Origin of the sequence: Mesorhizobium sp. M8A.F.Ca.ET.161.01.1.1 (genome assembly GCF_004792105.1) — a bacterium.
Classification (GTDB): Bacteria; Pseudomonadota; Alphaproteobacteria; order Rhizobiales; family Rhizobiaceae; genus Mesorhizobium.
Genome location: NZ_SRTD01000012.1, coordinates 1 through 13,072, shown reverse-complemented (window position 1 = coordinate 13,072; position 13,072 = coordinate 1). Strand labels below are relative to the sequence as shown.

Annotated in this window: 14 protein-coding genes; 5 read left to right on the top strand and 9 right to left on the bottom strand. The window is 63.9% G+C overall.

Going from position 1 to position 13,072, the window contains the following annotated elements; all coding sequences use genetic code 11:
* Window positions 1-24: 24 nt before the first annotated feature.
* Window positions 25-723 carry an antitoxin Xre/MbcA/ParS toxin-binding domain-containing protein gene (locus EN804_RS24945; protein WP_135921595.1) on the bottom strand — a complete coding sequence of 233 codons (699 nt, stop codon included), beginning with the start codon at window positions 721-723 and terminating at the stop codon, window positions 25-27.
* A 375-nt stretch (window positions 724-1,098) separates the two neighbouring features.
* Window positions 1,099-2,091: an adenosine kinase gene (locus EN804_RS24940; protein WP_135921594.1), complete on the bottom strand. Its 993-nt coding sequence runs from the start codon at window positions 2,089-2,091 to the stop codon at window positions 1,099-1,101.
* Between the two features lie 199 nt (window positions 2,092-2,290).
* Here EN804_RS24940 and EN804_RS24935 point away from each other — a divergent pair, with 199 nt between their 5' ends.
* Both EN804_RS24935 and EN804_RS24930 read left to right on the top strand, forming a co-directional pair.
* Complete coding sequence (locus tag EN804_RS24935; RefSeq protein ID WP_135883738.1) at window positions 2,291-3,193, top strand: EamA family transporter; 903 nt, start codon at window positions 2,291-2,293, stop codon at window positions 3,191-3,193.
* Between the two features lie 221 nt (window positions 3,194-3,414).
* A complete protein-coding gene (locus EN804_RS24930; protein WP_135883665.1) occupies window positions 3,415-4,125 on the top strand; it encodes a sulfate transporter family protein in 711 nt (236 codons plus the stop codon).
* Window positions 4,126-4,129: 4 nt separating this feature from the next.
* Here EN804_RS24930 and EN804_RS24925 read toward each other — a convergent pair whose 3' ends face one another.
* The 6 genes from EN804_RS24925 to EN804_RS24900 form a co-directional block, all read right to left on the bottom strand.
* Window positions 4,130-5,128, bottom strand: a complete 999-nt coding sequence (locus EN804_RS24925) for a proline racemase family protein (protein WP_127278804.1) — start codon at window positions 5,126-5,128, stop codon at window positions 4,130-4,132.
* 7 nt (window positions 5,129-5,135) lie between these two features.
* The gene (locus tag EN804_RS24920) at window positions 5,136-5,939 is read right to left on the bottom strand and encodes an oxaloacetate decarboxylase (RefSeq protein WP_127278803.1); all 804 of its coding nucleotides are present in this window, start codon (window positions 5,937-5,939) and stop codon (window positions 5,136-5,138) included.
* Between the two features lie 74 nt (window positions 5,940-6,013).
* Window positions 6,014-6,868: a hypothetical protein gene (locus tag EN804_RS24915; protein WP_127873030.1), complete on the bottom strand. Its 855-nt coding sequence runs from the start codon at window positions 6,866-6,868 to the stop codon at window positions 6,014-6,016.
* Window positions 6,869-6,949: 81 nt separating this feature from the next.
* Complete coding sequence (locus EN804_RS24910) at window positions 6,950-7,609, bottom strand: HAD family phosphatase (protein ID WP_127278801.1); 660 nt, start codon at window positions 7,607-7,609, stop codon at window positions 6,950-6,952.
* An 11-nt stretch (window positions 7,610-7,620) separates the two neighbouring features.
* The gene (dut, locus tag EN804_RS24905; protein ID WP_127278800.1) at window positions 7,621-8,106 is read right to left on the bottom strand and encodes a dUTP diphosphatase; all 486 of its coding nucleotides are present in this window, start codon (window positions 8,104-8,106) and stop codon (window positions 7,621-7,623) included.
* Window positions 8,107-8,202: 96 nt separating this feature from the next.
* Window positions 8,203-8,673 carry an Lrp/AsnC family transcriptional regulator gene (locus EN804_RS24900; RefSeq protein ID WP_127278799.1) on the bottom strand — a complete coding sequence of 157 codons (471 nt, stop codon included), beginning with the start codon at window positions 8,671-8,673 and terminating at the stop codon, window positions 8,203-8,205.
* A gap of 115 nt (window positions 8,674-8,788) precedes the next feature.
* Here EN804_RS24900 and EN804_RS24895 point away from each other — a divergent pair, with 115 nt between their 5' ends.
* On the top strand, window positions 8,789-9,037 hold the full coding sequence (locus EN804_RS24895; protein WP_127278798.1) for a DUF6356 family protein: 249 nt from the start codon (window positions 8,789-8,791) through the stop codon (window positions 9,035-9,037).
* A gap of 14 nt (window positions 9,038-9,051) precedes the next feature.
* Window positions 9,052-9,852 carry a class II glutamine amidotransferase gene (locus EN804_RS24890; RefSeq protein WP_135862264.1) on the top strand — a complete coding sequence of 267 codons (801 nt, stop codon included), beginning with the start codon at window positions 9,052-9,054 and terminating at the stop codon, window positions 9,850-9,852.
* A gap of 209 nt (window positions 9,853-10,061) precedes the next feature.
* On the opposite strand, the gene EN804_RS24885 is transcribed toward EN804_RS24890, so the two are convergent.
* Window positions 10,062-11,135, bottom strand: a complete 1,074-nt coding sequence (locus EN804_RS24885; RefSeq protein ID WP_135862262.1) for an FAD-binding oxidoreductase — start codon at window positions 11,133-11,135, stop codon at window positions 10,062-10,064.
* Window positions 11,136-11,341: 206 nt separating this feature from the next.
* Between EN804_RS24885 and EN804_RS24880 the strand changes: the two genes are divergently transcribed.
* Window positions 11,342-12,934, top strand: a complete 1,593-nt coding sequence (locus EN804_RS24880; protein WP_135862259.1) for a peptide chain release factor 3 — start codon at window positions 11,342-11,344, stop codon at window positions 12,932-12,934.
* The last annotated feature ends 138 nt before the right edge of the window (window positions 12,935-13,072 follow it).

Here is a 13,072-nt window from a genome sequence, read left to right as displayed (position 1 = left end):
CGCGGGCACCTTCTCGCGCCGACTTCACCCCGGCGCAAACACCCGCGCCGCCTCGACCACCTCTTCCGCCTGGTCCTGCCGCAGCAGGTCAATCGGGATGCGGCCGTCGAGCTGTGCCGCTGGGCGGGTCAACCATAGCCATGCGAGCCTCGGGTTGCCGATCAGCTCCAGCACGTCGCTTATGCCCGCCACCGGCCTCCCGTCGACGAATTGCGCCAGCGGGAAGACGTGCTTGCGGCCGCCCTTGCGCAACGCGATGACGTCGCCGCGCTGTTGCCAGCGGTGCAAGGTGGAGCGGGCGATGCGCAGGTTCTCTTCCAGATAGGTCGAGCCGGCGACGCGGCCGGCCCAGTCCTCGATCAGCATCGATTCGAGGTCGTCGGACTGGGGGAGCCCGGCCAGCGTTTCGGCCTCTGCGGACAGCGTCGTCGTGCCGGTGGTGCCGGCTTCGCTGCGGCGCGCCGCTTCGGCCGCGAGCGCACGCACGAATTTCGAGGCAAGGCCGGGAAGGTCGGCATGGATGGCGTCGATGGCGCGCTGGTGCTTGGGCGACAGCAAGGTAACGGCGGACGCTATGCTGCCGGCGATCTTGCCGACCGAGACCATGGTGGACTGGTTGATCGCCTCGTCATAATGGGCGAGCGCGCGCTCGACCTTGTCGGCGACCAACTCCGCGAAGTCGTCCTGGTTTATGCCGGTCGCCTGGATTGGAAATCTGGTCATGCATCTGTCTTCTGGCCGCGCTCCTCCCCGACTGCGGCCGTTTGTCAACGGCTAAGGGAAAAGCGGGACTCCGAACGGCAACAGATGCAGCGAACCCGACAGGTTGCTGTCTTGCATTTACGACACCCCAACTGACTGCGAGCATCCCGAAATGCCAGTCACGGGACGCTCGCAATTTCCTGTAGGAGCGGTGTGTGACAACCGCGCGACGGTCTTTTCCTTCTCCCCTTGTGGGAGAAGGTGGCCTCGCGAAGCGAGGTCGGATGAGGGGTGTTCCAGCTTGGCAAAAACGGCGATCCGTCACCCACCCCTCAACCGTCTCGGCGCTGCGCGCCGATCCACCTTCTCCCACAGGGGGAGAAGGGAAAAGCCCCCCTACAACAACCCCGCTTGCTTGGCTTCCTTGCGCAGATTCTGCTGTGGCCTCGGGCCGATCTGCTGGATCACCAATCCGGCTGCCAGTGAGCCAAGGTCGCCGCAGGTCTGGAGGTCGCGTCCCTGTGTATAACCATGCAGGAAACCGGCGGCGTAGAGGTCGCCGGCGCCCGTCGTGTCGACCAGTTCCTTGATGGCGGTCGCCTTTATGACCACGGTCTCGTCGCCGCGCACGATGACCGAGCCCTTTTCGGAGCGGGTCACCGCCGCGATCTTGCAATCCTTGCGGATCTGCGCCAGCGCCTCGTCGAACGACGAAGTCTGGTAAAGCGACTTGATCTCGTGGCTGTTGGCAAAGACGATATCGACCGTGCCCGAGCGCATCAGGTCGAGGAACTCGTCACGGTAGCGGTCGACGCAGAACGAATCCGACAAGGTCATGGACACTTCGCGGCCGGCAGCGTGCGCCAGCCTGGCCGTCTGCCGGATGGCTTCCTTGGCGCGCGGCGGGTCCCACAGATAGCCTTCGAAATAGGTCACCTTGGCGCCCGACGCCTTGTCGGCCTCGACATCTTCCGGCCCGAGTTCGACGCAGGCGCCGAGATAGGTGTTCATCGAGCGCTCGCCATCGGGGGTGACGAAGATCATCGAGCGCGCCGTCGGCGGCTCGCCCTCGAGCGGCTTGGTGTCAAAGGCGACACCTTGCGCGTGGATATCGTGCGCGTAGATTTCGCCCAGCGCATCGTTGGAAACCTTGCCGAAGAAGGCGGCGCGTCCGCCGAAGGAGGCGACCCCGGCCGCCGTGTTGCCGGCGCTGCCGCCGGAGGCCTCGATTGCCGGACCCATGCGGCTGTAGAGCAATTCGGCGCGATGGGTGTCGATGAGATTCATCGCGCCCTTGATGATGCCGTTGGTCTGGAGGAAGTCCTCTTCGCACTGGGCGATGATGTCGACAATCGCATTGCCGATGCAAAGCACGTCATAATCCGGCATCAATGTCTCCGCCAAAAACCCGAGCCGGCTTCTTGCCATGCCCGCGCGGGTCTACAGCATGACGCTGAAAACAGGCAACCGATTTTCTGTCCTTGCCGCGCCAGCCAGGCGCTACGACAATTCGACCGTGGCCGAAACATTTCGTCGCGATGTCGCCTACATCTGCGCTCCTGAGATCACGGTCCGAAGGCGCGAGCCCATGCCTGCCAAAAACGACACGGCTACCGACCTGGCGCTGCTTGGCGTACTGGCTGTCCTTTGGGGCGCCTCCTACACCTTCATCAAGATCGGCGTCGAGACCATCCCGCCCATCACCTTCATCGCCGCCCGCACCCTGATCGCCGGCGCCATCCTGTTCGCCATCATCCGCTGGCGTGGGCTTGCCTTGCCGGGAGACGCGGCTAGCTGGCGCCGCTTCGCCTTCCAGGCCTGCCTCAACAGCGTCGTCCCGTTCACGCTGATCGCCGCGGCCGAGCGCTCGGTCGACGCCGGCCTTGCCACCATCCTCAACGCCACCTCGCCGATCTTCACCTTCCTGCTCACCGCGCTGATCACCCGCCATGAGCCGGTCACCCCACGCAAGCTGGTCGGCGTCGGCGCCGGCATTGCCGGCATCTGCCTCATCGTCGGCACGCAGGCGCTTGGCGGCATCGGCCACCAGCTCTGGGCACAGATCGCCATCGTCGCGGCAACCGTGTGCTATGCCGGCGCCGCCATCTTCGGCCGTGGCTTCAAGGGCCTCGATCCGATGCTTCCCGCCGCTGGCTCCATGCTGTGCGGCGCCGTCATGCTGGTGCCGCTCAGCCTGGTGGTCGACCAGCCATGGACGCTGACGCCTTCGGCAGCTTCCATCCTCGCTTTGCTCGGCCTGTCCGTGTTTTCGACGGCACTGGCGTTCGTCATCTATTTTCGCCTCATCCACTCGCTGGGTTCGGTCGGCACGACGTCGCAGGCCTATCTGCGGGTGCCGATCGGTGTCGGCATCGGCGCCATCTTCCTCGGCGAAAGCCTGGGTCCGACGGCATGGCTCGGCATGGGCTTTGTCGTTGCAGGCGTGGCGGCCATGACCATACCGGTCCGCAAACCGGCCTTCGCCCGGTAGCCAGATTTCGGCAGCGTCCAAAGACAAGCAAAGGCCCGCGCTTGTGCTCGCGGGCCGCACTGCCTATCTCGGAGACGTCCTGCCTTGAGCGGTTCAGTGTTTGATGGAATCTCTGACCCGCTGTAATTTCTCGTTTTTACGCAATCCCGGGCGGAAAACCGCTACGCACTTTTCCTGGAATTGCTCTGTGGTTGTGTCCGCTGACCTGGGGTTGAAGCACGGTGATTTTCGACGCTGCCCGCACCGCGGCCCTGGAGCTGCTCTCGCCTCCGTTCCGCGCCGTGTTCATCAAGACGCTCGGCCTAACCCTGCTGGCGCTGGTCGCCCTGTGGTTCGGCCTGACCAGCCTTGTCGAATGGCTGGCCCTGCCGTGGCTCCAGACCGTGTTGCCCGGCATACCGTCCTGGGCCGGCTGGCTGCGCGGCATTGTCGCGGCCATCGCGCTGGCCTTCGGCATGGCGCTGCTTGTTGCGCCGGTCACGGCCGTCATCGCCGGCCTGTTCCTCGACGATGTCGCCGAAGTGGTCGAGCGCACCGATTACCCAAGCCACCCGGCCGGACGGGCCATGCCGGCATTGCGCTCGATGGTGCTGGCGATAAAGTTTTTCGGCGTCGTCATCCTGGGCAACATCGTGGCGCTCATGCTTCTGCTGGTGCCGGGCATCAACATCGCAGCCTTCTTCATTGTCAACGGCTACCTGCTGGGGCGCGAATTCTTCGAATTCGCCGCCATGCGCTTTCGCCCCGAGGAAGATGCGAGGGCCCTGCGCCGGCGCTATGCCGGTACGGTGTTTCTGTCCGGGCTGGTGATCGCGGCATTCCTTGCCGTGCCGCTGCTCAACCTGCTGACGCCGCTCTTCGCCGCCGCCATGATGGTGCATCTGCACAAGGCGGTCTCGGCGCGGGAAGCGGTCCGTTCCGCAAACGGTTGAGCCTTCAGCGCAAGAGGAAACCACGCCCCAGCTCGTCGTCCGGTTCGACAATGAATTCGGCTCGTCCGGAATAATAGGCGCGGCCGCCGACGCGGGCGACGATCGCTTCGTGCGGGCCGGCCTGTGCCGTTCGCACGACCGCCCCGGAAAAGCGCGAGCCGGCGATGCTCTCGAAACTGCGCGTCTGCCCGATGGCGATCTCACCCTTGGCATGCATGGCCGCCAGCCGGGCGGTCACGCCGGAACCGGTCGGCGATCGGTCGACTTCCGCCTCGGCGAAGACGCAGACATTTCTGGTGACTTCCCCGGAAAAGGCGTCCTTTCCGTCGGTCAGGATGGTGCCGTAGAGGAAGGCGAGGTCGTCATGATCGGGATGCGACAGCGCAAACTCGGCCTTGAGCCGGTTCGTCAGCGCCGTTGCCGCATCGACGAAATCGCGCACGCGGTCGCGGCCGAATTCCAGCCCGAACTGATGGCAGTCGGCCAGCGCGTAGAAAGCCCCGCCATAGGCGATATCGAAACCGATCTTGCCATACTCTGTCAGCTCGATCTGTTGGTCGCGGGCGAACAGGAAGGCAGGCACGCTCTCGAACGACACCGCACCGGCCTTGCCGTCGCTGACCTCGACCGAGGCGACGACCAGGCCACAAGGCGCCTCGATGTTGACGGTGGTGAACGGCTCCTGTTTCGCCACCAGGCCTTCATCGATGGCATAACGGCCGAGCGCGACGATGGCGTGGCCGCACATGGTGGAATAGCCCTCATTGTGCATGAACAGCACGGCAAGGTCGGCGCCGGGCAAATCGGGCTCGACCAGCAAGGCGCCATACATGTCGTAATGGCCGCGCGGCTCGAAGATCAGCAGTTTGCGCAAATGGTCGAGGTTGTCCCGCACATAGGCGCGCTTCCCCAGGATGGTGCCCTTGGGGATAGCGGGATAACCCCCGGTGACGATCCGCAGCGGCTCGCCGCCCGTATGCATGTCGACGACGGTAAGGTTCATGCGGCGTCTAACCCTGGGATTTGCCGTACAGCGCCTGCAACTTGCCGAACGGCATGGCAGCGCGGGTGAAGCCGAACGTTCCGTCCTGCTGGATCTCGCGCGCCGCCGTCTCCAGCATGCCGTAGGCGAAATTGGTCAGCCACGGCCCGAGCGAAATCCGCTTGACGCCGGCCATGGCAAGGTCGGCGATGGTGAAGCCGGGTCTCGCCATGACGTTGACCGGCTTGGTCACCGCCGAGCAGAGCGTGCGCACCATCTCGACGTCGCCGATGCCCGGCGCATAGAGCACGTCGGCGCCGGCCTTTTCGAAGGCCTGCAGCCGCTTGATCGTATCGTCGAGGTCGGACTTGCCCCACAGGAAGTTCTCGGCCCGCGCGGTGAAGACAAAATCGCGCTTCAGCGCCCGCGCCGCCTCCACCGCGGCGGCGACGCGCTCGACCGCATGCGAAAACTCGTAGATGGGCTTTTCCGGATCGCCGGTATGGTCTTCGATCGAGCAGCCGGCAAGCCCGGCGGCCTCCGCTGCGAAAATGGTCTCGGCGGCCTGCTCGGGGCTGTCGCCCTTGCCTTTTTCGAGATCCGCCGAGACCGGCAGTTCGGTCGCGGCCGTCACCTCGCGGCAATGATGGATCATCTGGTCGAAGCTCACGGCCCCGTCCGGCAGGCCGCGCGAAAAGGCAAAGCCGGCGCTGGTCGTGGCCAGCGCCTTGAAGCCGAAGGAGCCAAGCAGCTTCGTCGTGCCCGGGTCCCAGGGATTGGGCATGACGAAGGTCGAGGCATGCAGGTCGCGAAAGATCTTGCCCTTGTCCATGAATGTTCCCCATGACGAGTGTCGGAGCGGATGCTAGCGCGCCGTTTCCGGCCGGGCAAACGAATGCGGTTGGTTCAGAAGCGTTTCTCGTTGTCTGCTGCCAATTTTTCGAAGGCATCGGAATCGGCGACGTAGCCCGCTGTTTTCTTGTCCCAGCGGTAGGTTACGGAAATGTCGTTCGAGACGGCTTTGGGGGCGGGTTCGTCGCACGTCTCTTCGCCAGGTGCCGTCTTGTCGGTTATCGTCGCCTTGATCGCGGCGTAGGGCTGGCCATCGCTCACGGCCTGGAAGGTCAGGTCCTGGGAGCGCCGATAGGAACAGACATTTTCGTCGAACGTGTTGATGAGGTCGATCAGCTCAAAACGGTCGTCTCGCACCAGGATAAGCGGCGTCGACATGTAGCCCTGGTTCGAGTTGAAATGCGTGCTGGAGATCATCAGCGCATCGTCGCTGGCGCCGAGCGAAAGTTTGCCGGGGTGGCGAAAGAAGGTGAAACGGTCGGTCGCCACATTGACGGCATCGAGCAACCTCGGTTTGCCGGTGAGATCGTAAAGCGCCAGCACCGCATAGCCCTCCGCGCTGTCGGGCGATTCGCCGAGATCGAAAAGCATGGCCAGCCGCTCCTTGCCTCCGGCCTTGATGCCAAGCACGCCGGCGCTGAAAACGCTCGGTGCTTCTGGTGGCGAGCTGTCATTGTCGGGACCGGCAATGTGCCGCATCTCGATCGGCGAGGAGCCGACATAGTAGTCGCCCTTCGCCGTCAGATCCGGAATGACCATCCTGATGAGATCGGCATAGGTCGTGCCGGCGTGGCCATCGATGGGTTTGCCGAGGTCCGGGCTGGCCGCGTCCTGGGCGCCGGCCGCGCCGCCCAGCAATGGCAGCAGCAACAGGCAGGCAAAGACGAGCCGATGCAAAAATCCCGACATGCTTGATATCGTCCCCTCACCGCAAGCACCGCGAAGCTGACACTTCCGGGCGACATGCATTAGCCCATCCGGCCGGCAAAATCAGTGGATCGGCACCAGCCCGGCGAGTTCGCGCATGTCGTCGAACAGGATGCCGCCGGCCTGGATCAGGCCGTCGCGGTCGGAATAGGGGTCGCCATGATAGGAGAACACCCGCATGCCGGCAGCGATGCCTGCCTGCGTGCCGGCGACGCTGTCCTCGATGACGATGCAGTCGGCCGGCTCGAAGCCCATGGCTTTGGCCGCATGCAGGAACAGGTCGGGGAACGGCTTGCCGCGCGAGACCATGGTGGCGCTGAACATCGCATGTTCGAACAGCGGCAACAGCCCGGTCTGGCCAAGCGTTATGTGCATCTTCGAGATCCTGGCCGAGGTGGCGACGCAGTAGGCGAGGCCGGCGGCGCGGACCGCCTCGATGAACTCCCGGACATAAGGGATCGCCTCGACGCCATGAGCGAACAGATCCGGCAGGCCGGCATTCCAGCGCTCGACGAAATCGGCGCCGAGCCTGGCGCTGGTCGTCTCCTCGATCTCCTTCTGCACCGAGACCATGCTGCGGCCGGAGAAGTTCTTGCGGCAATATTCGAAGGTCGTTGGATAGCCGCTCGCGCTGAGCCATTCGGCCAGGCGTCGGTTGGCGAGGTTCTCCGTGTCGACCAGGATCCCGTCGCAGTCGAAGATGACAAGTTTCGGCAAGGGCATTGGATTCGCTATCAGGCGGTGCCGGTCGATCCGAATCCGCCCGAGCCGCGCGCCGTGCCGCCGGCGAGCGAACGCTCTTCAACCGCCACCTGCGTCACGGCGGCGAAAACGATCTGGGCAATGCGCATGCCGCGCGTAACGGCAAAGTCCTCGTCGCCGAGATTGACCAGCAGCACCTTCACTTCGCCGCGATAGTCGCTGTCGACCGTGCCGGGTGAATTGAGGACGGTAAGGCCGTGTTTGAAGGCAAGGCCCGAGCGTGGCCGCACCTGGCCTTCCATCCCTTCGGGAATTTCCAGGATCAGCCCGGTCGGCACCAGAGCGCGCTTGCCCGGCAGGATCAGAAGCGGCCGGTCTTCGGGCACCGCTGCGCGCAAATCCATGCCGGCGGCGCCGGTGCTTTCATAAGCGGGAAGCGGAAGTCCCTCGCCATGCGGCAGCCTGACGAAGCCGACGGTGGGACCGATGACGGAGGGTGTTTGAAGGGCTGCGCGCATAAAATCGATCCTATCGGCGCGATTGCCGATTCGGTCAATTCGCCCGCAGGGCTATCAACGGCTTTCTTTCGGGCATCACTATGGCCTGAGGGCGGCTCAACGCACTTCCATCGGAACCACCGTCGTCTCCTTGATCTCCTCCATGACGAAGGAGGCGGAAACATCCGACAGCGCCACCTTGGCGATGAGCCGCTGGTAGAGCCGGTCATAGGCCTTCACGTCGGCGACACGGGCGCGCAGTACATAATCGAGATCGCCAGACATGCGATAGACGCCGATGATCTCTGGCAAGCCGCTTACCGCAGCGCGGAATTTCTGCAGCCAGTCCGGGTCGTGGTTGGATGTGCGGATCAGGATGAACACCGAAAGGCCAAGCCCGAGCTTTTCGGCATCGACCAGCGCCACGCGGCCGGTGATGACGCGATCTTCCTCCAGCCGCTTGACGCGACGCCAGCAGGCATTGCGCGACAATGCCACCCGCTCCGACAGCTGGTCGACCGACAACGTGCCGTCTCGTTGCAATTCGGCAAGCAATTTTCGGTCGATTTCATCGATTTCCAGTGTCATTTGGGATGTTTGTCCCATGAAGTGGCAAAATACAAGGATATTTTGGGACCAATGAACCGGTGAGACGTGTCAGGATACTCATATCAGGAAGCTCCAGCGCTGAAGGGGAACCAGCATGTCGCTCGCAAGCATTTTCACCTCTCATCCGGCCAAGGTCGGCGAAACCTATTTCGGCCATATGGCCTTCGCCGCCTGGTTCTCGTCGCGCCTGCTGATGGCGGCGGGAGCAGCGCTCGTTCACGCTTTCTTGCCATTTCTCTTCGAGACTACCGCCAGCCGAATCATTCGCGAGCTCTACGAGCGGACGCACAACAGAGGCAATCATACGGTCGATGCGCCGGCGGCGCTTGCGGATCGTGCCTAGGGGACGACAAAGCGATGTGCCGATGGGCGGCCTATCTCGGTGAAGCGGTCGTTCTCGAAGATATCCTCACGGCGCCCTGTCACTCGCTGATCGCCCAGAGCCACTGCGCCCAGGAAGCCAAGTCGCCGACCAATGGCGACGGTTTCGGCCTTGCCTGGTATGGCGAGAGGCCCGAGCCCGGCCTCTACCGCGACATCCTGCCGGCCTGGTCCGACCCCAATCTGAAAAGCCTGTGCCGGCAGATCAAGTCCGGCCTGTTCCTCGCCCATGTCAGGGCCTCGACCGGCGGCGCCACCAGCCGCATGAACTGCCATCCGTTCATCTCCGACCGCTGGTCGTTCATGCACAATGGCCAGATCGGCGGTTTCGAGAAAATTCGCCGCGCGCTGGAGAACTCGCTGTCCGACGCTGTCTTCGACCAGCGCGAAGGCACCACCGATTCCGAACTGTTTTTTCTCCTGATGATCGACGAGGGCCTTTCGGCCGACCCGCAAGGCGCCGTCTCGCGTGCCACCAGCCGCGTGCTGGAAGCCTCTCGCCGCGCCGGTCTCGAGCCGGCGCTTAAACTCACCGCCGCTTTCTCCGACGGACAGGCGCTGTATGCGGTCCGCTACGCCACCGACGCCCACGCGCCCACGCTCTACACGTCCATCTTCCGCAAGGGCGCTGGCCGCTGCATCGTCTCCGAGCCCTTCGATCGCGAGGGCGGCGACTGGCAGGCGATCCCGCCATCGAGCTTCGTCACCATGACCAGGGATGGCATCGACATAAGTCCATTCGTTCCGGTCGCGGCGAAGCTGGCGCTGGTTGGATAGCAAATCGTTTCGGTCGAGTTCCTCCGCGCCCCTCTCTGTCCTGCCGGACATCTCCCCCAGAGCGGGAGGCCAGATGTCGCGATGGCCTTCCCAATCTCGAACGTTGAAGAGCGAAGCCGCCGGCGAAGCTGACGTCTCCCACTTGTAGGGGAGATGTCCGGCAGGACAGAGGGGGGCGCCGTAGAGTGCCGCCTCGGAAGCAGCCATTGCTACTGCGCAAACCGCGCCAGCCCGTAAGGCGCCAACAATGCATCGCGCTCGCCTTCAAGAATCTCCCGCGCGGCAAACAGGCCGACGGCTGGTGCCAGCGTGATGCCGGAATGCATGACCGCGACGTAGAGCCCATCCAGGCCCTCGGCGCGGCCGATGATCGGAAAGCCGTCGATCGGATTGGGGCGGTAGCCAATGGTGTGGAAATCGAGTTCCAGCCCCTCGGCGCCACGCAATGCTGCTTTCGTGACCGCGAACAGCGCGCGGGCGGTCGCTTCGGCGTCCATACCGGGATCGCCGCCGGCGAAATCCGAGCCGGCGATGATGCGGCCCTCGGCGGTCTGGCGCATGTGTAGCCTCTCGGCGTGCACCAGTCCGTTGAGCAATTTCCTGTAAGGCCGCGAATGGACGATAAGGCCGGGCGGCGTCTCGATCGGCAAGGTGATGCCGGCCGTCGCCGCAATATCCGGAGAGCCGACGCCAGCGGCGATCACCACCTCGTCGGCGGCAACGAGCCCATGTGATGTGTCCACGCCGGTAATCCTGCCGTTGCTCTGGGCCAGCGCGGTCACCGTGCCGGAGAGGATGCGCGCGCCTTGCCGCGCTGCATCCGCCAGCAGCGCCTTCGCTGTGGCCGCGGGCTCGGCGACACCTTCCTCAGCGATATGCAAGGCAAAATCTGGAGGCTCGGCGAGATTGGGCTCAATGCGTGCCACCTGCTCTCGGCCAACCCGTTCGATGCCGTAGCCCCAGGCCGAATGCTCGTCCGCATAGGCTTCGAGCCTCTCCGCCTGCAGGTCCCAGTTCAGGCCGCCGCACCAGGCCAGCGGCAGGCCGGGCAAATCATTTGCAAGTCGCTTCCACTCGGCCATGGCACGGATGCGCAGCCGGAAATAGGTTTCCGGATTGCCCCAACTGGCGTTGATCCAGGCAAACGAGTTCGGCGTCGCCACGCCGCCCGGCGCGCTGTCGGCAATGACCGTCACCTGCGCGCCAGCTCTGGTCAGATGCCAGGCAACCGAGGCACCAATAATGCCGGCGCCGATGACGATCACTTGTTTCGACGCAGCCATGGTCACTCCTCTGTCTCCTGATTCCAAGGGATGTTCATCCAAGTGGCATTCCTATGGCCGCTTGCCAATGTTGAAATACACGGCTCCCGGCCATTGCTGGCTTCAGCAGAGAGACGGCATCCGGCGGCATCCGTGCCGCCGGAACGGTCGACAGCCCGGCGTAGCGCTGCTAGAAGCCCGGCCTGTCACACGGAAATCCCAACAGAATGCCCGATACAATACCAGAGGAAGTGGCGCGCCGCCGCACTTTCGCGATCATCGCCCACCCCGACGCCGGCAAGACGACGCTGACCGAAAAGCTGCTGCTGTTCGGCGGCGCCATCCAGCTTGCCGGCGAGGTCAAGGCCAAGAAGGACCGTATCCAGACGCGTTCCGACTGGATGAAGATCGAGCGCGAGCGCGGCATTTCGGTCGTCACCTCGGTGATGACCTTCGAATATGAGGACAACGTCTTCAACCTGCTCGACACGCCCGGCCACGAGGACTTCGCCGACGATACCTATCGCACGCTGTCGGCGGTCGACTCGGCCGTCATGGTCATCGATGCCGCCAAGGGCATCGAGCCGCGCACGCTGAAACTGTTCGAGGTCTGCCGGCTGCGCGACATCCCGATCATCACCTTCGTCAACAAGATGGACCGCGAAAGCCGCGATCCGTTCGAGATTTTGGACGAGATCGAGCAGAAGCTGGCGCTGGACACCGCGCCCATCACCTGGCCGATCGGCCGTGGCAAGACCTTCTCCGGCACCTATCACCTGGCGCTGAACGCCGTGCGCAAGGGCGACGACGAGAAGGAGCGCACGCCGGTCAACGGTCCCGATTCCAACCGCGTTGCCGGCCTTCTGCCGGAAAATGAGCGCGAGGCCTTCATCGAGGAACTCGAACTGGCGCGCGAAGCCTGCCGTCCGCTCGACATCGACGCTTTTCGCGAAGGCCATCTGACACCAGTCTATTTCGGCTCGGCGCTGCGCAATTACGGCGTGCGCGACCTGATCGAGGCGCTTGGCGCCTTCGGGCCGCCACCGCGCGCGCAGGAGGCCGACACCCGCACTATCGAGGCGACGGAGGAGAAGATGACCTCCTTCGTCTTCAAGATCCAGGCCAACATGGATCCCAACCATCGCGACCGCATCGCTTTCGTGCGCGTCTGCTCGGGCAAGCTCGAGCGCGGCATGAAGGCCAAGCTGGTGCGCACGGGAAAGCCGATGTCACTCTCGGCGCCGCAATTCTTCTTCGCCCGCACCCGCGTCACCGCCGACGAAGCTTTCGCCGGCGATGTCGTCGGCATCCCCAACCACGGCACGCTGCGCATCGGCGACACGTTGACCGAGGGTGAGGAAATCCTGTTTCGCGGCGTGCCGAATTTCGCCCCGGAAATCCTGCGCCGCGTGCGCCTCGGCGACGCGATGAAGGCCAAGAAGTTGAAGGAAGCGCTGCACCAGATGGCCGAGGAAGGCGTCGTGCAGCTGTTTTCGCCGGAAGATGGTTCGCCGGCCATCGTCGGTGTCGTCGGCGCCCTGCAGCTGGATGTGCTGAAAGAGCGGCTGAACTTCGAATACACGCTGCCCGTCGAGTTCGAAATGTCGCGCTTTTCGGTCTGCCGCTGGATCTCGGCCGACGACAAGGCCGAAGTTCTTCGCTTCATCGAAGCGCATCGCGGCGACATCGCCCGCGACCTGGACAACGACCCGGTGTTCCTCGCCCAGCACGCCTTCTCGCTGAACTACGAAGCCGAGCGCTGGAAGGCGATCCGCTTCGCCACGATCAAGGATTATCAGGTGAGAGATAAGGCGGCGTAGGCTGCCCTTTCCCTTCTCCCCTTGTGGGAGAAGGTGTCGCCGAAGGCGACGGATGAGCAACTGTGTTTTCAGGCTTTGTCTGGATACCAGGGTTGGTTGTGTCGAAGCATGGCGCTGAGGATGGTCATAATCTTTCGG

Excerpts from the sequence above, each read along its gene's own strand:
- EN804_RS24890 (WP_135862264.1), top strand. The coding sequence starts at position 9,052 with ATGTGCCGATGGGCGGCCTATCTCGGTGAAGCGGTCGTTCTCGAAGAT.
- EN804_RS24915 (WP_127873030.1), bottom strand. The coding sequence starts at position 6,868 with ATGTCGGGATTTTTGCATCGGCTCGTCTTTGCCTGCCTGTTGCTGCTG.
- EN804_RS24945 (WP_135921595.1), bottom strand. The coding sequence starts at position 723 with ATGACCAGATTTCCAATCCAGGCGACCGGCATAAACCAGGACGACTTC.
- EN804_RS24925 (WP_127278804.1), bottom strand. The coding sequence starts at position 5,128 with ATGAACCTTACCGTCGTCGACATGCATACGGGCGGCGAGCCGCTGCGG.
- EN804_RS24895 (WP_127278798.1), top strand. The coding sequence starts at position 8,789 with ATGTCGCTCGCAAGCATTTTCACCTCTCATCCGGCCAAGGTCGGCGAA.
- EN804_RS24940 (WP_135921594.1), bottom strand. The coding sequence starts at position 2,091 with ATGCCGGATTATGACGTGCTTTGCATCGGCAATGCGATTGTCGACATC.
- dut (WP_127278800.1), bottom strand. The coding sequence starts at position 8,106 with ATGCGCGCAGCCCTTCAAACACCCTCCGTCATCGGTCCCACCGTCGGC.
- EN804_RS24900 (WP_127278799.1), bottom strand. The coding sequence starts at position 8,673 with ATGACACTGGAAATCGATGAAATCGACCGAAAATTGCTTGCCGAATTG.
- EN804_RS24910 (WP_127278801.1), bottom strand. The coding sequence starts at position 7,609 with ATGCCCTTGCCGAAACTTGTCATCTTCGACTGCGACGGGATCCTGGTC.
- EN804_RS24920 (WP_127278803.1), bottom strand. The coding sequence starts at position 5,939 with ATGGACAAGGGCAAGATCTTTCGCGACCTGCATGCCTCGACCTTCGTC.
- EN804_RS24935 (WP_135883738.1), top strand. The coding sequence starts at position 2,291 with ATGCCTGCCAAAAACGACACGGCTACCGACCTGGCGCTGCTTGGCGTA.
- EN804_RS24885 (WP_135862262.1), bottom strand. The coding sequence starts at position 11,135 with ATGGCTGCGTCGAAACAAGTGATCGTCATCGGCGCCGGCATTATTGGT.
- EN804_RS24880 (WP_135862259.1), top strand. The coding sequence starts at position 11,342 with ATGCCCGATACAATACCAGAGGAAGTGGCGCGCCGCCGCACTTTCGCG.